This is a genomic window from Denitratisoma sp. agr-D3, from assembly GCF_054658675.1.
Genome location: NZ_BAAGIA010000002.1, coordinates 184899 through 206200, shown reverse-complemented (window position 1 = coordinate 206200; position 21302 = coordinate 184899). Strand labels below are relative to the sequence as shown.

Below are 21302 nucleotides of genomic sequence, written 5' to 3'. Positions count from 1 at the left end.
GTGCTTGTGTGATATTCAAGTCGTTATGCTTATCTGCATATTAGGTGCTCAGACGAGAGGTAACACGCTGTCTGCTGCTGTCTAATCAAGTTTCTTCTCAAGCACTGAGATTGACCTTTTCTCCATCCCAGAGAACGCAAACGGGCAGAGATTCCGAGTCACAAGATATGTTTCTGCGCACCAATCACCATTGGGTTTCGTGGCAGCAGTATGGATGCCGTCAATGATGCTAAGGGTCGGTCCGAGCGTTTGCGTCTTTTGGAGTTGGCCAATGGCATCGACCATTGCTCTATAGCTCTGGAGGCTACACGCTTTAAGCCCTTCGATCATCAGCGCATTGAGCTCCGGGCTCTTGGGGTGGCAGTACGATTCAATGTTAGTGAAAGCTACTAATGCTTGGTTGTGACCGTCTATCCTGTCTTTGTCGAATGCAGGATGTTCGTTCAGAACCGAGAGGATGCCGAGAAGTGCAGCGACCATGGCACCCGCTGTCCACTCTGGTGGAGGAGATGTTTTCTCAATTAGGTCTGGGAACCAATAGATTCCGGCAAGAAAGCCAACCAATACGTATGTGGCGGCGGAAAACCAATTCCCTTTTATGAGATTGAAAGCTGCAAGCCCGAATCCCACCACGATGCAACTAATGGCGAGGGTGATAAATGCATTTCGAATCGAGATTTTTCCCATTGCCATTCTCGCTTGACTAGTACTAGTGGTAAGCAGATCAAGAGCATTAGAAGTTGAACAGACGTTTGCGGTCCTTCCTGTAGCATTTGATAGCAAGCAAGAAAAAGCTTACTAACGAAACCCAGGCAACTTTGTCGTATTTATGAACGATCTTTTCTCTGATTACATCAGTCAGGGGAGCAAGATTTCCGTGAATTTCAAAGGTGCTAGCGAAGTAATCCCCTGTGAGCATTGTTCCGACAAAAAATACCATTCCAAATAGAAGAGCCAATTGGGTCTTCGTGGAATAGGCGAGTACTACAAGAAACTCATCGAAAGCTTCGCGCATGACCATGACTCCGTTAGCTCAAAATAGGAAGAGATTTTTTGGTTGTGAAGTCCAGAGCCAAGTGAATCAGGTATGCCGATATGGCCAACATTCCCGCACCCCTTAGAAACTTTTCCAAATCAGTTGCTGGTTGCCAATTGTTGAGCTGACGAAAACCCTCAACAAGTCCCGCAGCAAACACCACACTGTGGAAAAACGACCGATGATTCGGTGAAGTCGCTGGCTCCAGCAAATCAGGTAGGTTCGTTAAGAGCGCTGCCGCAGCGCCACCGAGCAATGGTTTGCTTGTGGGACCAGTCGTTCTTTCCTGGTTAGCCAAGTAAAGGCTAACTGCAGTTGCAGCAACCAGCTGGTGAGTTGGTCTATTCACTTCTTATGTTCCTTCCGGACGCCTTTGAACGGATCGCCATCTTTCTTTTGGTCCATGAATTGACCAGTACCCGTGTCACGCTTGACCCAGGTGTTTGTGGTGGGATTAAAGACTTGAGAGCGATCACGAACGGCGCCGCGGCGTGCGTTGTCACCAATCGGGGGATTCTTAGCCATTTGGAACTCCTGTGTTGTTAGACGTCGATCGTATGGGTCCATCCGGGCAACCCACTTTGAGATAAGTAGTCCACCAGGGGAGGGCTACCAAAGAATTGAACTTGGCCGCCGCTGGAGAAAGCGAGGGCAGACTGGTCGACCTGGAGGTTGGCGCCCCGTGCTTTGGCGGTTAGCTGAGCGAGAAGCTGGGCGTTATCGCTGCGACTGCCGGAAGATGATCGTGCATCAAAAACAGCAAAATTGATCCACCCACCATTGCGGGCGCGCTCACGAAGATGTGCGAGATGAATTTTCATTGACTGCTCCTTGTTTAAACCTTTTCAGGCGTGGAGCAAGTATTGCTGACTCAGTAGCTCAAATAGTGAGCTACTTAAATTCAGGAATTGAATTTTTTGTTATTGCATCGCACAGCAAGGAATGAAGTTTTTGCCGTAGCTCGGGGGGCTCAAGTACTTCCACTTCTGGGCTATGACGAAGTAGGTCCATGACCAGCTCCTGATCATTGGAGTAAGGAACTTCCAATACATAGCTTCCATCTTCGAGGTAAGAGCTTGTCTGGTCATGGTGCCAAGTCTCTTTTCCAACCCATTGAGAGCGTTCTGGTGAGAACTTCAGGCGTGCACGATGTTTGGCAGTGCCGGCGAAGATTCCGTAACCGCTCCTGAAATGCTCTTTCATCTGCGTGGAGCTGATGCTGATGGCGCCTTCGTCCAGAATCTGGACGGACTGGATTGCATCAAGAGCGAATGAACGAATTGCATTCTTGCTGTGGCACCAGGCATCAAGAAACCAGTTTTCACGGTAGTGAACAAGTTGCTGCGGTGAAATGACCCGTTTAGTACTCTCCCTACGGTCTCGATTCCAGTATTCCAAGTGCAGACGCTTCCCTTCGAGCAATCCACTGGCGATAAGCTGAAAGTGTTTCGGTTCAACCTTACGAGGCGCGAAATGGATCAGACGAAGTTTGTTCTCGATAGGATGAGAGGATGAGGTGCCTTCAGCCAACATGCTCCGAAGCCGAGACTTCATGGGAGCAACATGGTCTTCGAGTAGGCCGGGCTGAATTCCTTCAAGGAGATGCAGCATTGTCAGAAGTGCAACGACTTCTGATGAGTCGAACCAGATGCCGGGAAGTTCAAACTTACCTGCACCCGCCTGATCATCGTTGATGACATATCCTCGCTTGCTTCTGTCCCATTCAATGGGGCATCCAAAGCGATCGCGTAGAAATTCGATATCACGTTTGAAGGTGGCTTCTGAAATCTCAAGTTTTTCTTTGAGAAAAGACTTGGGAGCTGAACCGCGCAATCGAATCAAACTGACAATTTTCGAAATGCGCTCCAAACTAACTTTGGACATTGCCCTCTCCGTTGATCTTAGGCCACTGAACGATTGAGTGGCCCCAGAGATTCAAATTATGCATTCGTAATTAATCTGAATGCAATAATTCTATTAATGCCCACATCAGACTACTTATTCTTGTGTCCCAACGTTGGGAAAACGGTAGTGTGCATTAAATAATGCATTAATTATCAATGGGTTAAAATTGTTTTGCTGCAAAAGTCATGATATTTTCGGAGGGGTCAAATGATCATCTGTCCGAATTGCCGTGAGCCCTTTTTCCCGTTATCTGAAGTCGCTGCGAAATAGTCGAGGACTGCGTCAGAAAGAGCTCGCCTATAAACTCGGCTACGAGCCAAGCTATCTATCGGCAATCGAACGTAGCGAGAAGGGCCCACCCAAAGAAGATTTCATCCGCCGGCTGATCAAAGGCCTGAACCTGGATGAAACCGAGCAAGCTGATCTGCAAAGAGCCCTCAAGCTTTCCCGACGTCAGGTCTCCCTACCGCCGCAGGCAAGCGAAGAGGAATACGGCCTGATCCACGAGCTAGAACCTCAACTGGGTCAGCTCACCCCGCTCCAAATCCACTTGATCAAGCTGGCCTTGAGATTGCCAGCGTCTTTGTCCGTGCCATCCGAATTGCTCGGTATGGCACCCCCTCCATCCGAAGGGAAGGAGGCACCCAAAATGTAAAGGGCAAGCACGGAGGCCTGCCCTTCGGGGGGTGCTGCAAGAACGATACTTAACTGCCTTAGACAAGCAAAGTATCGTCCTCTCCTGCCTAAGGCGTCAAGGCCTATCCCCCTGATTTTCTGAGAAACCGGTCGGTTCTACACCGATCGCGGGTTCTCTTTTTCTAAAAATCTTGAAATGCGCGGTGGTCGCAGGGACTCCTGTCGCCCGCCGCCAAGGAGAAACACGATGCTGTCACGTAACGCGCTAACCCGCAGTGGCCGGGGATTCCGGATGCGGATTCCGTCCACGAAGCTCAATCGCATGGTTGAGTGTGAGTCAATTCTGGAGGGGAATGTCGCCCTCTTGCTGGAGTACTCCCCGGGAGTTGTGTCCTACCGGGAGCAACCCGCCCTGATCCAGTACTGGGACGGGGAACAGATGCGGGACTACTTTCCCGATTTCGAAGCGGTGCTGCTGGATGGAACCCGCATCCATCTGGAAGCCAAGCATTCCCACGCATTGGCCAAACCCAAGATCGTTGGGAAGTATCGGGCCATTGCCACCCACTACCAAGGGATGCCCATTCAGTTTCGCATCGTCACCGAGCTGGAATGCCAGAAGGAACCGCTACGCAGCAACTTGCGGCGGCTCAGTTATCTGCGGACAAAGGTGACTGCCGAACCTTTGCCTTCCCTGGCGGAATTATCCCGTCTTCTGGGGCATGCACCCATCCCTCTGGCCAGCACGGAGGCGATCTTGGGAATTGAGGTCACTCAGCGGCTACTGGCCGTCGGCCTGCTCCATTGCGACCTCACGGCAGAGATCACCCCAGCCACCCTTGTTTCTACAGCGGAAGGAGATCGTCATGCATCGCTTCTCTTTTAAGTTGGGCATGCGTCTGGTGGAGACGCTGACCAATATCGGCCACCAAATCTCCCGGCGTCTCGCTACCGGAAAGATTCAACTCCTCTCGGACAAGGGTGATATTCAGAACCTCAGCGACGCTGAACTCCACCAGAAGTGGCTCTCCCATGAATGGGAGATCGATGAAGCGTCTCTAGGTTCCACCAAGGACGCCGTCTATATCACCGCTCCACGGGACCTGGGCACCTACCCAGAGAACCACCAGCAGGCGGCCAAGCGGCGCAAGCACTACCTGGACAGGATCAATCCAGAGGCCAATCCCTACCAGCCCCGGGAGTGGCGATCTTTGATCGAGGAGGCCGCCAAGGAGATCGAGGATCGCTATCCGCCCTCACCTTCCACCGTGCAAGCCTGGTGGCGACGGTATCGGAACACCAAGAGCATCACTTGCCTGGTTCCCCACAATAAGCCGTCTACCGGTCCCCGGGCCAGGCGCCGATACCAGATCTTCGAGGAGGTGGTGGCCACGGTCTATCTCACCCTGCAGAAGCTGCCCAAGCTCAAGGTGGTGGAAGAAGTGTTCCGGCGCATCGAGGGGGTGAACAACAGCCTGCCCACGGAGGAAAGGATCAAGCGGCCGGCCCAAGCCACCATCTACCGCTGGTTGGAGAATCTCCAACAAGACCTGGTGGACAAGTCCCGGGAAGGGGCGGAAGCGGCCCGGATCAAATACCGGGCGGCCCTGGGCAATGTGAAGATCGGTAGCGTTCTCGAACGTATCGAGATCGACCACACCCCCTTGGACCTATTGGTCATCGACAACATCACCCAGCTTCCCCTGGGACGCCCCTGGCTGACCATGGCCATCGACCATCACTCCCGGATGGCGATGGGCTTCTACATTAGCCTCAATGCGCCCTCCGGTCATGGCGTTCTTCAATGCCTGCGCCGGTCCATCCTGCCCAAGGACAAGTGGCTGACCCGTTTTCCTGACATCAAAGGCAGTTGGCCGGCCCATGGCATCCCGGAGCTGATCGCGGTGGATAACGGTACCGACCTTCATTCGGATGCTCTGGAGTCCGCCTGCCTGGAGATGGGCATCCAGATGCTGTTCTGTGGGTCCAAGACTCCGCAGCATAAGGGGGCCATCGAACGCTTCTTCCGCACCATGAACATGGGCTTGATCCACCGTTTGCCTGGGACGGTGTTCAGTTCGGTGGATGAGCGTGGTGACTACCCGGCGGAGGACATGGCCGTCATCGACATGGAAGGCCTGGTCCATCTGATGACCAAATGGATGGTAGAGGTCTACAACGTCACCACCCACCGTGGCATCGGCGCCCGCCCCATCGACAAATGGCTGCAATCCGCCGACCGCCGCATCATTGAGTTGCCGGTCTATCCCCAGCAATTGGAGGTAATTATCGGTATCCCGGCCAAGCGCACCCTGTTTCACTATGGCATCGAACTGGAGGGTCTTCAGTACAACTCCGAGCTGCTCCAGGTCCTGCGCCGCCGTACCGGGGAGAACCTTCCCGTACAGATCAAGTTCTACGAGGACACGGTGGCCCACATCCACGTCTTCGATCCGGTGACCAAGGAGTACCTCAAGGTCCCGGCCAAGCTCATGGAGTACGCCCAGGACCTGCCCCGACAAATCCATCGCCTGGTCCGGGAACGGGCCCGCAAGCGCTTTGGTGACCATGTGTTGTCGCCGCAGTTGCTGCAGGCCAAGGCCGAGATCGAGGAGCTGATCCAGGAAGCCCTCAAAGCCAAGAAGATGGGCCACCGCAAGACCGGCGCCAAGGTCGCCATGCACGACTCGGAGGCCGTGCTGCAAGGGGGCGACCCCCTGGCCGATGTGCGCAAGCCGGTGAAGACCGCCAAGCAGAAACCACCCGAGGATCTTCCCTCCGGCCTGGATGACGACCTGCCGGACTTCGGCAACGCGGAGGCAGCATGACCATGGATCCGATCACCCTCCTATCACGCTATGCCCCTGGGGATCGGGTCCATCCCGATCTCCCCGGCCAGGGCTTCAAGCTGGTTCTGGATCCCCTGCCCCACCGGCGCTACCAGGAAGCCATGCACGCCATGGCGGAACTCCATGTGCGCCGGCGCAAGCACAGTGTCGGCGGTGGCCTGCTACTGACCGGTCCCTCCGGGGCGGGCAAGAGCACCATGGTGCGGGCCTATCTGGACAGTTTTCCGCGGGTCCATGAAACGGAACGCACCCATATCCCGGTACTGCTGGTCTCGGTACCTTCTTCACCCACCAGTCGCAGTCTGGCCAGCGCCATCCTGGAAGCTCTGGGTTACAAGAAGGCCCACCGGGGCACCGCCCCGGAAATGACCGCCCGTATCCATGAGCTCTTCATCCGCTGCGGGGTGGAGATGGTGTTGCTCGACGAGTTCCAGCATCTTTTCTACGCCCCGAGTCTCAATGCCTTCCGGGATGTCACCGACTGGCTGAAGAACTTCCTCGAGGCCACCAGGGTGGGCATGGTGGCCTGTGGTCTGCCGGCGGCGGAAGCGGTGGTGAACAGCAATGAGCAGTTGGCGAGGCGTTTCTCTGCGCGGATCCGGGTGGCGCCCTTTGCCTTCGACCAGGACGAGGACTTCCAGGAGTTCCGCGGTGTCCTGAAGTCCTTAGGTACCTACCTGCCCATCCCGCCCGAGACCCCCTTGTATGAAAGCAACCTGGCCCGGCGCATCCATGTGGGCAGCTACGGCCTCATGGACTATGTGATCAAGATCCTGGAGGGAGCGGTCTCCGTGGCCGCCAGTGCCGGACTGGACCGCCTCGACCTGGACACCCTGGCGGCAGGTTTTCGGAATCGGGTCTGGCGGGACGTGCCGGAACGGCTCAATCCCTTCCATCCCGAATCCCTCCTGCGTGCCCTCGACAAACCCGGCGAGGTGTTCCAACTCCACACCCGCCAGGACCTCGTCGGCTCCCCCGTCGCCAGAAAACTCGGCATGAACCTCTCCAAAGGAAACCCGAAATGAACGACATCAGACCCCCTTTTAGTGATCCCCTCACCATTCCCGACCTCCTGGTCCGTCCCACCCCGGGCCGCAGCGAAGGCCCCCAAGGCTATTTGCTGCGCCTGGCCGAAGCCAATTGCCTTAGCCTGCATGAGTTGAAACAACTGGGGGCCCGCTACGCCCCGGTCTGGCTCCAGCAGAACCATCTGTTGCCCAGCGCAGCCCTGGACCCGGACCTCCACGCCCACGTCCACCGCATGGCGGAGCTGGTCCAGGACAAGGGCCGGATCTGGAACCAACGGCTGGCGCGGTTTTGTCCGCAATGTTTGATGGAGGCACCGGTGTGGCAGGCCAGTTGGGAACTCATGTTCCATGACGCCTGCCCCCACCATGGGGTGTGGCTGGTGGACCAGTGCACCTCCTGCGGCCAGCCGATACCCTGGCGCCGGGAGCACTTACTACGCTGCCCCTGCGGCGCCGACCTTCGACAAGAAAACCTCCAATCCGCACCGGACAGCGTTCTGCGTCTGGCCGGGTACCTGGAGAACCGACTGCTGGGCCGGGACACCGGTGAGGACTTCCCCGTCCTGAGCGGGATGAATCTCGAACAGGTGCAGCGCCTGGTGCGTTACCTGGGCGGCTACATGGATCCCATCTCCGGGCCGAAGCCTTTGAAACTCCGGCAGGCCTTCTCGATGCAGGCTTCCTGGCCGGTGTCCTCCCTGGCCGCAGAAATCCTGGTCCAGTGGCCCCAGGCCTTCGAGAACAGTTGGACCCGGATGCAGGGTCTGGTGGAGGGGGACAAGGTAGGGCTCAAGGGGGCTTTCAAGCAGGCCCATTATTATTTGTACAAAGGTCTGTCGGAGGCTGCCTTCAGTCCGGTGCGGGATGCCTTCGAGCAATGGCTGAGCCAGCACTGGAAAGGCGGCCTGAGCAAGCGCAATCGTCTGGCAGAGCAGCTCTTGGCCAAGGCCCAATGGATCCCCGCCCAGGCGGCGGCCCGGGAGATCGGCGTGTCGCCCAACAAGCTGCGGGCCATGGTGCGGGATGGTTTCCTTGAAGGGCAGGAATCCGTGAGCAGCACTGGCCGACAGTTCATGGTGGTGCGGCGGGACCAGTTGGACGGGGTACTGGCCCAGCTCGACAACGAGATCACCATGAACACGGCGATGGAGATGCTGGGGCTGGGGAAGCTGCGCATGCGCCGCATCCTGAAGCTGCTGTTTCCCACCGCCAGACGGGTAGCGCCTCGGGGTCCCATGCCCTGGTGTGTTCCGCGGAACGAAGTGGAAGCCCTGCTCGCCTTGACCGAGGGTCTGCCGGTGGAAACGATCCCCGAGGAACATCAGGTGGCCCTGGGCCATGTTTTGCGGTACTGGACATGGACCACGGAACATGTGGCCACGCTGGTGGAAGTGGTGAAGTCGGGAAGCGTGAAACCCCAGTCTGTATTGGAAGGAGTGGTCGGCTTGTCCGGCTGGGTCTTCGATCGGGCGCAATTGAAAACCTGGTGGTCGGGTCTGAACAAGGGCAAGCTGACCTGGATGACGATCCCGGAAATGGCTCGGTATCTCGCTATCAAACAACAGATGGCCTACTGGCTGTGTCAGAACGGCTATGTCTCTGCGGAGAAGCTGGGCAACGCACGGGAGTTGGGGTCCCGGGTACGGATCGAGGACGTGGAGCGGTTCCGGCAGACCCATGTGTATCGGCGGGATATGGCGGCCAGCTTGCGGACCAGCTCCAAAAAGCTCGGCAATCTTCTTGCGGAGGTGGGAATTTTTCCGATCCGGGGTCACACGGTCATGCCGCCGCGGTTGGCGGTTTATGCGGTGACGGATGAGCTCAGGAGGTTTCTGGCCGATTTGATGGGCGTGCGGCCTTCGGAGCTTCAGTTAGGCAGTAAAATGGGCGCCAATGCATCACGTGCGGAACTCGTAGGATTATCCAATTGGGCGGGAAATTCAGACGGTTCCTTCTCGTAATCGAAAACGTATCCAGCTGATCGATTTGTATGGAGCTCTCATGATGAATGAGAACCTACAAGGTTTTGGCAAATATCCCCGATGCTGAGGTTCTCTCCTTAAATGAGCAACAGGTCAACGTCGTAATGTTCCTGGTAGCGCAAGAAATCGTGCACCGGGACATCAAGCAAGAAAATATCCATATTTCCAGAGCTATGCTATGTAGCAGTCGTACAAAGGGAAGTGCTAGCAGCCAGGTAAACCTCTGCTAATTGGGCCATCTTAGCGGCATAACCGCTACTCATAGTCTGTCGATTTATAGTCATCGGTCAGAAACAATTATGATTCCAATTAATATGTTCCGACGATGCCTCGACGCCCAGGCCCTTCACTGCGAGCAGTCCTTGCGGAAAATCTACGTAGATTTCGCAAGACCCATGGTTATTCGCAAGAAAAGTTGGCCGACCTTTGCGATCTCCACCGAACCTATATTGGTTCGGTAGAGCGTGAAGAGCGCAATATCACTTTGAATACTCTCGAAGTTCTTGCGCGCGCACTTAAAGTTAGCGTCCCGGAATTACTGACTCAGGGGCATGGGGAGCGTGAAGTATCTTGACACCGGATCACGGCTTGCCAGCAATACTCTAGCGTACTGGTTGGAAAATGCTCTCAGCGAGGCGATATCTGAGCTACGCGTTCAAACTGGTTTCTTTTCGCTTGAGGGTGTTGGTCTTCTTATTCCAGCTCTAGCTAAAGGCACCGAGCTGAACCTCCCAACTAAGATCCTTATCGGATCGAATGATGGGTGCACACTACGAGACGACGTAACGGGCCTTGCTACGCTTCTTGGAATTCCGAGAAGCGGCGCCCAACTCGGCGTTGTAAGTTTCAATGGCGGCTTTTTCCATCCAAAAACGTATCACGTTCGACGTCATGACGGATCAGAAGCGGCATTCGTTGGGTCAGCGAATTTGACCACTCGCGGGTTGTCTGTCCATGTGGAGGCCGGTATAGCGCTAGATACGCGTGAAGGTGATGATCCTCAACAGCTATCGCAAATTGCAGCTGCAATTGATAGTTGGTTTTCTGAGGCGCGCAAAGGTATGACTATCGTGAGCAGCCTTCAGGTTCTCGATGATCTTGTAGCGAATGGCATATTGGCTCTTGCACCTCAACCCAAAGTAGCATCTACAGGGAAAGGCGATAAAGCGGGTAAGCTAGCGCAACATAGATTGCAACCCTTGTGCAAACTGCCTTCTATTCCCTCGAGTGGTACGCCACTGCCAATTGCCGCTTCTCAGGCCGCTGCATATCCCGTTGTTGCAGTTGCTACGGTCGCTAATCAGCAGTCGGAGAGTAAGCCAGGTTTCCCTGCGTATTTCCTTTTTGATCCAACTGCCACGGCACCAACATTAGGAACAAATGCGCTCTCGGGAACACCTCTACCTGAGCATGCGGTAGGTATCATAATTACGCTTACAAAGGATAGCGACCGGCTATTTACTGGAAAAATTGGAACTAACAACATTACATTGCCCATCCCTACAGTTCCTAGTCTACGGTTTGGCGTAGGTGGCGATTGGAGTCGCCCGTGGGCCAATTTCGATATTCAAGCACGATATGTTGCTGCTAATGGCGGAAGCGTAACGGCCGCCCCAACAGCTACAAGTGTTCAGGCATATGGATACATAGCAGGGGAAAAGTCGAGTCAGAATATCCGGCTTGTCGTTGTTAAGTCCGCAGTCAGCGATATTGCCCTAGCCATAGCCAAGAACAAATGGATTGAACCAAAGGCCGGTGATTTAGCGTTTCTTGAATGGCCAACCGCAGCAGCTCCAACGTTCCGACTGTCTTTCTTAGAGAGGACATCGGCACTCTATGCAAGCGCGGATGCGCTTTTCAATGGAGCAAAGACCGCAAAACAGCTTGTCGGGAAAAGTGCTTGCTGGCTGCCATCAGGTTTTTCGCCGAGCTGGTAATCGTTCCTATGTCTCTTGGGAACGAAGAATGACCAGAGCCTCCGTGCTGGTTGCGTTATTCATGTGCAGCCCATAGCGTTGGTAAGCCTGGAGTGGGATGGTTTCCACATACTGCCAACCTCGGGTAGTAGCGATGTTCGCCAAATGAGCCGGCGTATCAATATCGAACCGCCTACCACTAAGTACAGTATGGTTGCCACCCACGATTAACCCAAAAGGCGCGTTCGGCTTCGTTAATCTTCTGATAGAAGAAAATGCGTCAGCCATACTGGCAAAGTACCGATAGAGTAGGCGCGGGACGGCTTGTCGCCGGAACCCATCATCACCGCTAAGCGTGTTTTGTAATCGAACGCAAAGCTCGTATTCGCGTTCTGGCAGCATGGCCTCGTTAGCCTCAAGTGCTTGCAATAATTCCTTCTTGTTTCTCCCTCGAATTTCACGGCTGCCAACGAGTTCCGCTTCTAGGGTCAAAATGTCAGAAGGGGGAAGCAGTCCGAGCCAAACAAGACTTAACCTTTGTGTATCGATGTACGGTAAAGCGGTTGCGTATGGAGGACTTGTCAGCACAAGATCAAATGACTCAGGTTGAAGATTGGGATGGTTATCGGCCTTCTTGCAATCAACATGGATAGCTTTTGAATCCGGGTCAGCCACGCCAAGGGTCTGCTGCGCATCAGCAAGCCGAGTGAAATAAGTTCGTGCCGCATCCTCGTAAGCATCAAGGAATGGCATCTCAGGAAATGGTGAAGTTCTGCGGCGAATACGTAAATCATGCGGTTCTTGCAATGAATAGTCGCGCAATAGATTGGATACCAGAGCCAAGAGTATCGGGGCACCGTCTCCAGCGTTATCTTCAATTGACTGCCGCAGCCTTTCGATTGCAGGAAGGTACTCCATAGGAAACCATGATCGAAGGTATTCGCCGCGCTCCCCCGCAAGTTTCGGTACTGCCCGCGAGCGCCTTGCGACCTTGATGCTTTGTATTGCAGATGCCAATAGTTGTTTTGCGGGCATCCCTAGCGATTTCAGCTTTGCGTTCGCCAGGAACACCGCCATCGGATTGATGTCGGTGCCCACAGAGCTAATTCCCATGTGTGCGCACTCTACTAAGGACGTGCCACTTCCGCAAAACGGATCAAGTGCCAGTTGCCCAGGTTGGGCATCGAAAATGTTCAGCATTGCCTTAGCTGATTGAGGATTGAACTTGCCTTTGTATTCGTGCAAGCCATGCGCGGAATATCTTGTGGACTGGCGACTTACTCCGTTACCATTCACACGCTCAAGAAGGCTTTGTTGCGTTTGAATTGGCGGAACACCATCTTGGGATGCTGCGGAGAAATAGACCAACCTGCTCGCTAAATCGGGACGCGTTGGGCGTTCCAATTGAACTACATCCTCGGCAACTTGGATACTAGCGGGGGACAGCAGACTTTTAATTTCCCGTAGAGCCAGATCTTTCTCATAGGGGTAGTATTTGTAGTTATGCCAAGCAAGTTGCATTTGGTGTTTAAATTTTCTGAAACACAAGAACTGTCTCGGTCTTGATGTTTGCATGAGAAAGATTGAAAGATTTACGAGTTGCGCTGATTACGCGCTCAAATCGGGATACTGGTTCCATACCAACTTCTGTAGCAACTTGATAGATGATGTCGCCGTTATTGATGATTTCCCCGTGTATCTTCGATCTGCCGACAACAAAACAAACGTAGCCACCCTTAACTAGCACGCTATTGATCAGCGCAAATGTTCCCTTCATCTGATCCACAAACATCTTGGCAGTGTGGTGGTCCTTCTTAAAGAAATGTGCGCGAGCACCAATCTCTTTTTCTTTCACTGTAATTGGATCAAAGCCAAGCCACCACATACGGTACTTGTGATATAGCCAATACTCGTAAGCATTGGGATATGGAGGAGATGTCACCACCAATCCAACGTCCATCGGGATTTCAGACGGGAGGACCTCAAGAGTATTCGCTTCGAGTACATGAGTTTCTGGCAATGTCCATGTGCGATCCAAAAGTGCTTTCTCAAGTTTGGATGCGGCAAGACTAAATGCGTCGAACACATCCTTGTACGCCACGTTTTTTTCGACGGCGGCGTATCTCGTATCACTATCTTGGTTTGAGACACGGACCAAGATACTTGAAAGAGCAAGTCGGAGTTGATCGTGCCATGAAGCGTATGCCGGGCATGCAATCGCCTGTGCCAGTGCCCCAATAGCAGTCTGCACATCAGGCTTGAACCAATGATCGACGTTTGGAATGTCTGGTGCGGGCAACGACTGGATGTTCCGGGCACTTGATATGACCTGCTGTACTACCTCTGCAAATCCTCCGGGCAAAAGGGATGTCTTGACGCGCGAAATTAGGCAAGCAATCGGATTGAGATCAATGCCAATACCATTGAGACCAGCCCGTTGTGCCTCCATAAGCGATGTTCCTGATCCACAGAATGGATCAAGTACAGCAGTACCGCGAGGTATGGGAAGCGTTTCAATCAATGCACGAGGAATGTCGCCGATAAACTTGGCGGGATAAGGATGAATTGCTTCAATGCTCGGCGACTTGGCCCGGCGGGCAAAGCTCCAGTCGATGCGTCCCAGGCGGCTATCGATGAGATTAGGGTTGGACTTATGTGCTAAAGCCAACGAATCGTATTCAGCTAGTTTGTTTGTTTCCACCAAATCGCCCTTTAGCCACAGCGCCACGCGGTTTATTAGGAGCGATCTGGATGCGGGACAGCGCGCTCCTGAAATCCACTCCATGCTCCGCCATTTCGCCCATCAACGTCACAATAACAGCTAGATGTGAGGGCACTTCTCCCCGCTGTGAGTAGTTGGTGATTGATTTCGGGTGAAGCTTGACGAGTTCACCGAACTCGCGGGCAGTAACCCCTGCCTTCCCTAGCTGCCGCTTGAATTCTTCGTAGCGCATGGCCTCAATCATAACGAGTCTCTCAAACCCAACTTACATATATTAATGTATCACATTAACTATTTTATTTCGATAAAAAACAAAATTATTCCCTTTATTCGCCTCTGGCTTACGTCATGAGCCTGTCACCACGTAAACTAAATTTATGGCTCACCAGCAGCACTTCTAGCTGACAGCAAAAGCACAGTAGCTCTCGATCAAACGGCAGCAAGTGCATAGGCGCTTACTGAAGTCTAGATTTTTCTCAAATTTCTAAATCGAACAATAAAAGAAAGGCCACTCTCAAGATGATCATTCTTTTAGAGCGTTCTCCTCTGATGTTTCTTATTCTGAATCTCTTCCAATGACTCCCAACCCCAACCAACCCACCCTCTTCGCCAAGCTCCTCTCCCTCATCGTCGCGGCGACGGCGTTGACCCTGGCCTTCATGTTCTCCCTGGTACTGATCCCCGCTTTGCTTTTGCTTGGCACCGGCCTGTGGTTCTATTTACGTTGGAAGATGAAGCAATGGCAGCAGGCCATGGCGGCGCAGATGGCGCAAGCCCAGGACGCGGCGGGGGCGACCGATGGGGGCGAGGTGATTGAAGGCGAGGCCGTGGTGGTGCGGGAGGGCAAGGACGTGTTGTTGGTGGAGACGGTGACGGTGTCGTCTGCGGCGAAGGCTGATGACGATCACCCCGGCGGCGCGGCCTGAGTTTTTTCTTTTTGCTTGGCGCGGCCTTGCCGCACTTGCTCCACCAGGGCGGGCGGTAGCTGGCCGGGCCAGAGGGCTTCGACCTTGTCGCCGCGATTCACCACCAGCAGGGGCACGCTGTCCACCAGTCGGTTGAAGCGGGCTGGCGGCAACAGCGTGAGGGGAAACGGATTGTCATAGAGCGACTGCCCCTCGCTCATCACCAGCCGGGTGTCCGGCAGCAGATTCATTTCCCGCGCCAGTTGCAGCACCCGCAGCATGCGGCCGCACTGGGCGCAGCTTTCACTGAGGAAAACGGTGTATTGCTCCCCCGCATTGCCGGGGCGCAACCCGGCGTGATTCGCCAGGGCGGGCCAGGGGGCGCCGCTGAGGAACGGTGGACGCGGCCACAGCCGCCCCAGGCGCAAGGACTGCGCCGTCAGGGCCGCACAAGCTCCAGCGCAGACGACGGCGATCAGCCAGGCCATGGATGGGGTGGTCAATCTAGGCAGCCGATCAAGGTTGAGCAATGCGACGGAGAGGCACAACAGCAGCACGCCATCCAACAGCCACACCAGTCGCGGGCCGAGCCAGGCAAAGCGGCCGTAGCAGCCGCAATCGCTGCGCACACCGCGCCAGCGCGCGGCGAGGCTGAGGCTCATCAGGCCGACCAGCAACAGCAAGGCACACGCCGCCACAAAAGCCGAGGGCGCCAGCACCAGCAGCAGGGCCAGTCCGCCTTGCGTGGCGACCAGCAGCAACAACATTGCCCGCGCCAGGGCCGGCGGCAGGAAGGGGCACAGTTCGATCAGGGCCGCCAATGCCGGGCGGGCGTTGATGGCCTTGGCGGCGGCGGCGAAGGCGAGGATGGCGGCGGCCACGAAAGGCGCAGCCACCAGCGCGGCGACAGCGAGGAGCGCGAAGGGATCAGCCATGCAACACACCCAGCAATAAGCTCGCCAAGGCCAGGGCCGGCCAGGGCGGCAAGCGGGGTGCCTGGTCGAGGCGGGCGCCGCTGTCGGCCAGGGCCAAGGCGCGGCGACGATAGAGTGGGTGGTCGGCGTCGGGGTCGGCCAGGGCTGGCGGCATGGTGGGGGCCGTGGTGGCGGCCTCAGTGACGGCATCCGTCATGGCATCCCTCGGCGCGACGTCGCTGTCGGCGCTGGCGCTTTGCGTCGCGCGGGTTTCCAGTCGTCCCTTGCGCAACAGCCATTGCCGGTCGCACAGGGCCAGGGTGTCCGGGTCGTGGGTCACCACCACGCAGCTCGCGCCCTGGGCGCGCACGGCGGCCAGCACTTGGCGGCGGCTGGCGTCGTCGAGGGCGGAGAGGGCTTCGTCCAACACCAGCAGGCGCGGCAGGCGCGCAAGGGCGCGGCCCAGCAGCAGCTTTTGTTGTTGTCCCGTGGAAAGCAGATCAGCGTGGCTGGGGCTCGCCATGCCCATCGCCATGGCGGCGATGTCCGCCGCCAGATTCACCTGGGCCGCCGCGTGCCAGGCGCGGCGCGTGGCGCCCGGGTGCAGGCCGCCCAGCACTTGCCGCAGCAGGCCGGCGGGCAGGGTTTCGTCCTGCTGCACGGCGCCCCAATCCCGGCGCAGGGCGCGGCGGTCGAGGTCGGTGAGGGACTGGCCGCCGTAGGTGACGCAACCCCGCTGGGGCGGATAAAAGCCCAGCAGCAGACGCAGCAGGGTGGTCTTGCCGCTGCCGGTGGGGGCCGTCAGCGCCACCACCTCGCCGGGGGCGAGGCTGAGGTTGATGCCTTCCAGCACGGGGCGGCCGTCGTAGGCGAAATGCACGTCGCGCAAGGTCAGCGTCTGGCGGCCTGGTGGCGCCGACTGGGGACCGGCCTCGTCGGGGCCGTTGAGGACGGCGGCCCAGCGCCGCGCTTGGCGGCGGTTCTCGGCCAGGGCGCCGAGGTTTTCCCCCAGCTGTCCGGCGGCAACGGCGGCCAGGGCCGCCAGGGCGGCGAGGGACGCCGTTGCCGTTGGGCTCGTCGTCACCAGCAAGGCCGCCGCCAGGGGCGCAAACAAACGCAGCGCGCGGCGGCCCAGCAGGCAAGCCTGACGCCAGGTGTCGGCCCGGTCCGCGGCGGCGCTGCGCGCCAGCCATTGTTGGTGCAGGGACGTGGCGGCGCCCAGGGCGCGGAACTCCGCCAGGCCGCCAACCACCAGGCGGAGGAAGCGCTTGGCGCCGATCCGCGCGTCCTCGCCTTCGTCCCGGGCTTGCTGCTCGCGCCGTTCCAGGGCCGCCTGGGCGACCAGGACGGTGAGCAGCCAAGGCAGCAAAAGCCCCGGCCAGGGCGCGGCCTGGATGCCGAGCAGGGCCAGGGCCGCCGTCAAGGCCAGGGCATCCACCAGGCGTTGCTGCCGGCGCGGCGGCTGTTGCCGGGCCAGATTTGTGTCGCCGGCCACCGCCGTCGCCAGTAGGCCCAGGGGACGTTGATGCACCCAGTGGGCCGACCAGCCCAGGGCCCGGTGCCAGGTTTTGGCGCCATGGCTCAAGGCCAGCAACAGGTCCCAGCGGGTGGCGATGCGTTGTCGACAAGCGCTGCCCAGGGCCACGGCGATCACCGCCGCCAGCAGGCCGGGCAGGGACGGCGCGGCCAACAGCCAGGCCACCAGCAGCCAGCCGCCCCATTGGGCGATGGCCGCCGCCAGCGCGCCCCAGGCTTCCTGCGCGGTGGCTAGCCGCGCCGCGCCGTGGCGCGGATGCACGCCGTAGTAGCGCGCGCTGCTGTCCAATGACGACTGCACGTGGCTGCCGGGGGGAAGGTGGCGCCAACCGTCCTCGTCCAGCACCAGCAGGGGCAGGCCGGGATCGGCGGGCAGGGGTTCGCCGCCCAGGGCCAGGGGGCGCAGCATGAGGCCGGCCCTGGCGGCGGCGCTGGAGAGGGTGGCATGGTCGGGCAGGGCCGGCAAGGTCACGCCCAGGCGCGCCGCCGCCCCGGCCAGGGCCGCGCGGGCGGCGGCGGTCAGGGGTTGGGCCAGGGGATCGTCCACGGCTGGGTCCACGGGTTCGGCGGGCAGCGGGGGCTGGGCGGCGCTGGCGCTGTTCGCTTCGGTGGGGTCGTTTGCGGCGGGGCTCTCGGCACCCTGGTCCGCCGCGCCCAGCCACAGCCGTTCGTCGCAGTGGGCCAGGGAAAGGCGGCGCTGGCTGATCAACACCACGGTGATGTGCCGTTGCCGCAGGCGGCGCAGGATCTCGGCTTCCTTGTCCTGGTCGACGCCGTCCAGGGTTTCGTCGATGACCAGGATCGCCGGTCGGCGCAGCAGCGCCCGGGCCAGCATCAGGCGCCGTCGCTGGCCGCCGCTCCAGTTGTGGCCGCCCTCTTCCACCGTCGCCGCGAGGCCTCCCCTGGCCGCGACTTCCGCCGTCAGGCCGGCCAGGGCCAGGGCGTCGTCCAATTCGGCGTCGGCGAAACCCTCTTGCCACAGGCGCAGGTTGTCGGCCACGCTGCCGGCGAACAGCAGGGGCTCGCTGCCCACCCGCAGCACCGGACCGCCGGCGGCCACCAGGCCCGACCGGGGCGTCAGGTTGCCCGCCAGCAATTTGCCCAGGGTGGTCTTGCCGCTGCCCGGCGGCCCCGCCACGCCCAGACAATGGCCCGGCGCCACGTCCAGGTTGAGCTGGTCGAACAGGGGCGCCGTCAATTGGCCGTAGCCGAAACTCAGGTTCACCAGGGCCAGCCGGCCGACGATGGGCAGGGGCCTGACGCCGTCGGCGGCCAGGGGCGGCGCGGCCAGGTCGGCCAGGGCGGCGTGCAGCGCCGGCAGGGCGAGGCGGGCCTGGAACAGGTCGTCCAGCCAAAGCCAGGGCGCCAGCACCAGGGCGGTGAGGGCCAGGTTGGCCCATCGTTCCGCCGCCGGCGAGAGCATGGCCGTGGCTGCCAGCAGCGCCGCCGCCACGCCCAGGGTGAGGGCGTGGCCGATGGCCGCGACGCGGTTGCCGTCGTGGCTGGCTTCGCTGCCCCGGGCGATGGCGCCGCATTGGCGGATCAGGGCGTCCTCGTCGTGGCCGGAGAGTTGCAGGGTTTCCAGCACTGCGAGTTCATGGGGGCCGAGCACGCCCTCGGTCTGGCCTTGGCTCTGGGCGCGGCGCCAGGGGCTGCGCCGGTGCAGGTGAAGGTGTCGCTGGGCCAGGCCCAAGGCCAGCAGCGCGGCACCGACCAGGGCCGCCGCCCAGGGCGCGCGCCAGGCCAGCCCGGCCAGGGGCGGCAGGCCGGCGAGCAGCGCCAACAGGCTGTGGCCGGCCGCGCCGCCGCACAGGTCGGCCAGGGCGCCGGGGGCGGCCAGCAGGCTGAGGCGCACGGCGGCGGAACGGTGCACCAGATAGGCCGGCCCTTGGGCCGCGAGTCGCCGCCAGGCCCAGTCCCGACCCCGGCGGCGCAATTGGTCGCGGCCCCAGAGCAGGGCGGCGAGGGTGGCGACCAGGCCCAGCGCGGCGGCGGCGAGATAGCCGGCTTGAGCGGCGCCCGCGCTGACCACGGCCAGGGCTTGCGCCGTGGCGCCGAACAAGGCGGTCAGCGCGGCCAGGGTCCAGGGGGCGGGCCAGGGCAGGGGCCAGGGCACGGCCTGGCTTGGCTGGCGCCGGGCCAGGGTGCCGGGTTCCAGGGTCAGCACCAGGCCGGAGAAAGCCCGGTCCATTTCGTCCCAGGTCATGGGACGCGGCCCGCCGGCTGGGTCGTTGATCTGTAGGCCTCGGTCGTCCGCCGCCTCCACCACCACCATGTGGTTGAAGTTGAGGAAGACCATGGCCGGCAGGGGCACGCGGCGCAGGTCGTCGAGCTCGCGGCGGAACACCCGCAGCCGGTAGCCGTAGTGGCCTGCCAGGGCTCGCAGTCGGGGCAGGGGCATACCGTCGCGGGAGACGCCGGCGGCCTGGCGCAGTTCCTCCAGGCCCACGGCGCAGCCCTGGTGGCCCAGCAGCATGGCCAGGGCGGCGAGGGCGCATTCGCTGACTTCGAATTGGAGGATGGTGGGCGTGACGACCGGACGCGGCTTCATGCCAGGATTTTTCGGCTCTCGTATTGGCGGTCGATGGTGAGCAGGCCGTCCCGATCCGCCAGGCGGTTGAGCATGATGCCCTGCATGGCCTTGTTGTCGGCGGCGGTTTCGTAGTGGCAGACGCTGTCGCCGCCGAGGGCGTCCATCTGGCGCCGGCAGGCGGCGACCAGGCCCGCCACCAGCCAGGCGCTGCGTTGCAGTTCGGGGATGACGTAGCCCACCGGGTAGAGGATGTGGCGCGGCTGGATTTCCTCCACTGCCTGAATCCAGCCCACCACCTCGTCCCGGCGGCGCAGCAGCAGGCTGCTGGCTTCATAGCGCGGCTGGTCGGGCAGGGGCCGCATCAACTCCGGCGCGGTGGCGGCCAGGGCGTCCACCCGGGCCAGGTCGGCTTCGTCCGCCGCCGCCCAGGGCGTGGCCGACCAGCCCTGACGCTGCAAGCGGGCGAGGATGGGCGCCCAGTCCCGTTCCGCCGTCGTCACCCAGTCGGCGCGGCCCGCCAGGCGTAAGCGGTACAGCTGCGGCGCGTCCCAGCCGCCAGCCCGCAGCAGCGCCTCGAAGGCGACGCGGGCCGGCAGGCCGTCGGTGTGCAGCGCCATGAGTTCGCCCTTGCCCTGCTCGCGCTGGTATTGCTCCACCGCCGCCAGCAGGGCCAGGCCGATGCCGCGTCGGCGATGCGCGGGCACGACAAAGACGGACGCCAGCCGCGCCGCCGGCCATTGTGCGTCGTGGATGGTGAGGGCCAGCCCCAGCGGCGTGTCGCTGTCCCAGGCGGCGATCGCTGCGAAGGGCGGACGCAGGCCGGTGTCTTCCGCGTTGGCGTCCGGCATGAGGACCTTGCGCCAGCGGGGGTAGGTCAGGGCGGCCAGGCGCCCGTCGCGCTGGCGCACTGGGGCGATGGTGTAGGTGGTGTCGGCGATCACGGCGACGGAGCGGTGGAAGATGGGGAGGGAACAGCCTACGGGAGGGCTATCACAAATCCATCACAACCTCGGGCGATTCACCCCGGCGCGCCGTGATCAGCGTCGCGGTGGCGGCGGCGATCCTGGCAATGGAAAACAGGGGAACGACATATTCCTCCGCCTAAAGTCAGCGTCCGCCCCGGGCCCTTCGCCCGAACTCAGGATGGGCGAAGTCTAAGGGCCAAGTGCTTCGACTTCGCCCGCTGCGCGGGCTACGCTCAGCACGAACGGGTACCCAGGGAGTCAGCGATGCCCAAGACATCGTGACCTGCCAAGGCGGCTTCCCCTCACCCTGTTCCTCTCCCACAAGGGGAGAGGGAACCGAGTGTGACAGTCATGGCAAGCACGCCCCCTCTCCCC

General features: G+C 59.6%; 20 protein-coding genes. 8 read left to right on the top strand and 12 right to left on the bottom strand.

All coding sequences use genetic code 11. The annotated features are described in order from the left end of the window. Positions 1-81: 81 nt before the first annotated feature. The 6 genes from ACYQ2U_RS05990 to ACYQ2U_RS05965 form a co-directional block, all read right to left on the bottom strand. Entirely contained in the window at positions 82-687 is a 606-nt protein-coding gene (locus tag ACYQ2U_RS05990; RefSeq protein ID WP_459949445.1) for a hypothetical protein, read from the bottom strand. 46 nt (positions 688-733) lie between these two features. Then, entirely contained in the window at positions 734-1015 is a 282-nt protein-coding gene (locus tag ACYQ2U_RS05985; RefSeq protein ID WP_459949444.1) for a hypothetical protein, read from the bottom strand. Positions 1016-1028: 13 nt separating this feature from the next. Further along, on the bottom strand, positions 1029-1385 hold the full coding sequence (locus tag ACYQ2U_RS05980) for a metal-dependent hydrolase (RefSeq protein WP_459949443.1): 357 nt from the start codon (positions 1383-1385) through the stop codon (positions 1029-1031). Beyond that, positions 1382-1561 carry a hypothetical protein gene (locus ACYQ2U_RS05975; RefSeq protein ID WP_459949442.1) on the bottom strand — a complete coding sequence of 60 codons (180 nt, stop codon included), beginning with the start codon at positions 1559-1561 and terminating at the stop codon, positions 1382-1384. The genes ACYQ2U_RS05980 and ACYQ2U_RS05975 overlap by 4 nt, the downstream gene beginning before the upstream one ends. Positions 1562-1578: 17 nt before the next feature. Then, on the bottom strand, positions 1579-1857 hold the full coding sequence (locus ACYQ2U_RS05970; protein ID WP_459949441.1) for a hypothetical protein: 279 nt from the start codon (positions 1855-1857) through the stop codon (positions 1579-1581). A gap of 70 nt (positions 1858-1927) precedes the next feature. Next, entirely contained in the window at positions 1928-2920 is a 993-nt protein-coding gene (locus ACYQ2U_RS05965; protein ID WP_459949440.1) for a helix-turn-helix transcriptional regulator, read from the bottom strand. 250 nt (positions 2921-3170) lie between these two features. Between ACYQ2U_RS05965 and ACYQ2U_RS05960 the strand changes: the two genes are divergently transcribed. The 7 genes from ACYQ2U_RS05960 to ACYQ2U_RS05930 all read left to right on the top strand — a co-directional run bounded on the left by ACYQ2U_RS05960 (position 3171) and on the right by ACYQ2U_RS05930 (position 11373). Next, positions 3171-3596: a helix-turn-helix domain-containing protein gene (locus ACYQ2U_RS05960; protein WP_459949439.1), complete on the top strand. Its 426-nt coding sequence runs from the start codon at positions 3171-3173 to the stop codon at positions 3594-3596. A gap of 228 nt (positions 3597-3824) precedes the next feature. Continuing rightward, complete coding sequence (locus ACYQ2U_RS05955) at positions 3825-4463, top strand: TnsA endonuclease N-terminal domain-containing protein (RefSeq protein ID WP_459949438.1); 639 nt, start codon at positions 3825-3827, stop codon at positions 4461-4463. Next, complete coding sequence (locus tag ACYQ2U_RS05950) at positions 4444-6405, top strand: transposase family protein (RefSeq protein ID WP_459949437.1); 1962 nt, start codon at positions 4444-4446, stop codon at positions 6403-6405. Before ACYQ2U_RS05955 ends, ACYQ2U_RS05950 begins: the two co-directional genes overlap by 20 nt. Further along, a complete protein-coding gene (locus ACYQ2U_RS05945; protein WP_459949436.1) occupies positions 6402-7451 on the top strand; it encodes a TniB family NTP-binding protein in 1050 nt (349 codons plus the stop codon). Before ACYQ2U_RS05950 ends, ACYQ2U_RS05945 begins: the two co-directional genes overlap by 4 nt. Further along, on the top strand, positions 7448-9415 hold the full coding sequence (locus ACYQ2U_RS05940) for a TniQ family protein (RefSeq protein WP_459949435.1): 1968 nt from the start codon (positions 7448-7450) through the stop codon (positions 9413-9415). Before ACYQ2U_RS05945 ends, ACYQ2U_RS05940 begins: the two co-directional genes overlap by 4 nt. Before the next feature lie 346 nt (positions 9416-9761). Continuing rightward, a complete protein-coding gene (locus ACYQ2U_RS05935) occupies positions 9762-10010 on the top strand; it encodes a helix-turn-helix domain-containing protein (protein WP_459949434.1) in 249 nt (82 codons plus the stop codon). Beyond that, positions 9997-11373 carry a phospholipase D-like domain-containing protein gene (locus ACYQ2U_RS05930; RefSeq protein ID WP_459949433.1) on the top strand — a complete coding sequence of 459 codons (1377 nt, stop codon included), beginning with the start codon at positions 9997-9999 and terminating at the stop codon, positions 11371-11373. The genes ACYQ2U_RS05935 and ACYQ2U_RS05930 overlap by 14 nt, the downstream gene beginning before the upstream one ends. A gap of 6 nt (positions 11374-11379) precedes the next feature. On the opposite strand, the gene ACYQ2U_RS05925 is transcribed toward ACYQ2U_RS05930, so the two are convergent. Genes ACYQ2U_RS05925 through ACYQ2U_RS05915 form a run of 3 tightly spaced genes read right to left on the bottom strand, consistent with a single transcriptional unit; the run spans position 11380 to position 14306 of the window. Then, complete coding sequence (locus ACYQ2U_RS05925; protein WP_459949432.1) at positions 11380-12873, bottom strand: DNA methyltransferase; 1494 nt, start codon at positions 12871-12873, stop codon at positions 11380-11382. Positions 12874-12880: 7 nt separating this feature from the next. After that, positions 12881-14053, bottom strand: coding sequence for a DNA methyltransferase (locus tag ACYQ2U_RS05920; protein ID WP_459949431.1), 1173 nt, complete (start codon positions 14051-14053; stop codon positions 12881-12883). Further along, the gene (locus ACYQ2U_RS05915; protein WP_459949430.1) at positions 14031-14306 is read right to left on the bottom strand and encodes a hypothetical protein; all 276 of its coding nucleotides are present in this window, start codon (positions 14304-14306) and stop codon (positions 14031-14033) included. The genes ACYQ2U_RS05920 and ACYQ2U_RS05915 overlap by 23 nt, the downstream gene beginning before the upstream one ends. Positions 14307-14649: 343 nt before the next feature. Here ACYQ2U_RS05915 and ACYQ2U_RS05910 point away from each other — a divergent pair, with 343 nt between their 5' ends. Continuing rightward, positions 14650-15000 carry a hypothetical protein gene (locus tag ACYQ2U_RS05910; RefSeq protein WP_459949429.1) on the top strand — a complete coding sequence of 117 codons (351 nt, stop codon included), beginning with the start codon at positions 14650-14652 and terminating at the stop codon, positions 14998-15000. On the opposite strand, the gene ACYQ2U_RS05905 is transcribed toward ACYQ2U_RS05910, so the two are convergent. Genes ACYQ2U_RS05905 through ACYQ2U_RS05895 form a run of 3 tightly spaced genes read right to left on the bottom strand, consistent with a single transcriptional unit; the run spans position 14979 to position 20903 of the window. Continuing rightward, complete coding sequence (locus ACYQ2U_RS05905) at positions 14979-15914, bottom strand: MauE/DoxX family redox-associated membrane protein (protein WP_459949428.1); 936 nt, start codon at positions 15912-15914, stop codon at positions 14979-14981. The two genes, ACYQ2U_RS05910 and ACYQ2U_RS05905, sit on opposite strands and share 22 nt — an antisense overlap. Further along, positions 15907-19980 (bottom strand): ATP-binding cassette domain-containing protein, encoded by a 4074-nt coding sequence (locus ACYQ2U_RS05900; RefSeq protein WP_459949427.1) that lies wholly within the window; start codon positions 19978-19980, stop codon positions 15907-15909. Before ACYQ2U_RS05900 ends, ACYQ2U_RS05905 begins: the two co-directional genes overlap by 8 nt. Next, complete coding sequence (locus tag ACYQ2U_RS05895) at positions 19977-20903, bottom strand: GNAT family N-acetyltransferase (protein ID WP_459949426.1); 927 nt, start codon at positions 20901-20903, stop codon at positions 19977-19979. The genes ACYQ2U_RS05900 and ACYQ2U_RS05895 overlap by 4 nt, the downstream gene beginning before the upstream one ends. Positions 20904-21302 lie beyond the last annotated feature (399 nt).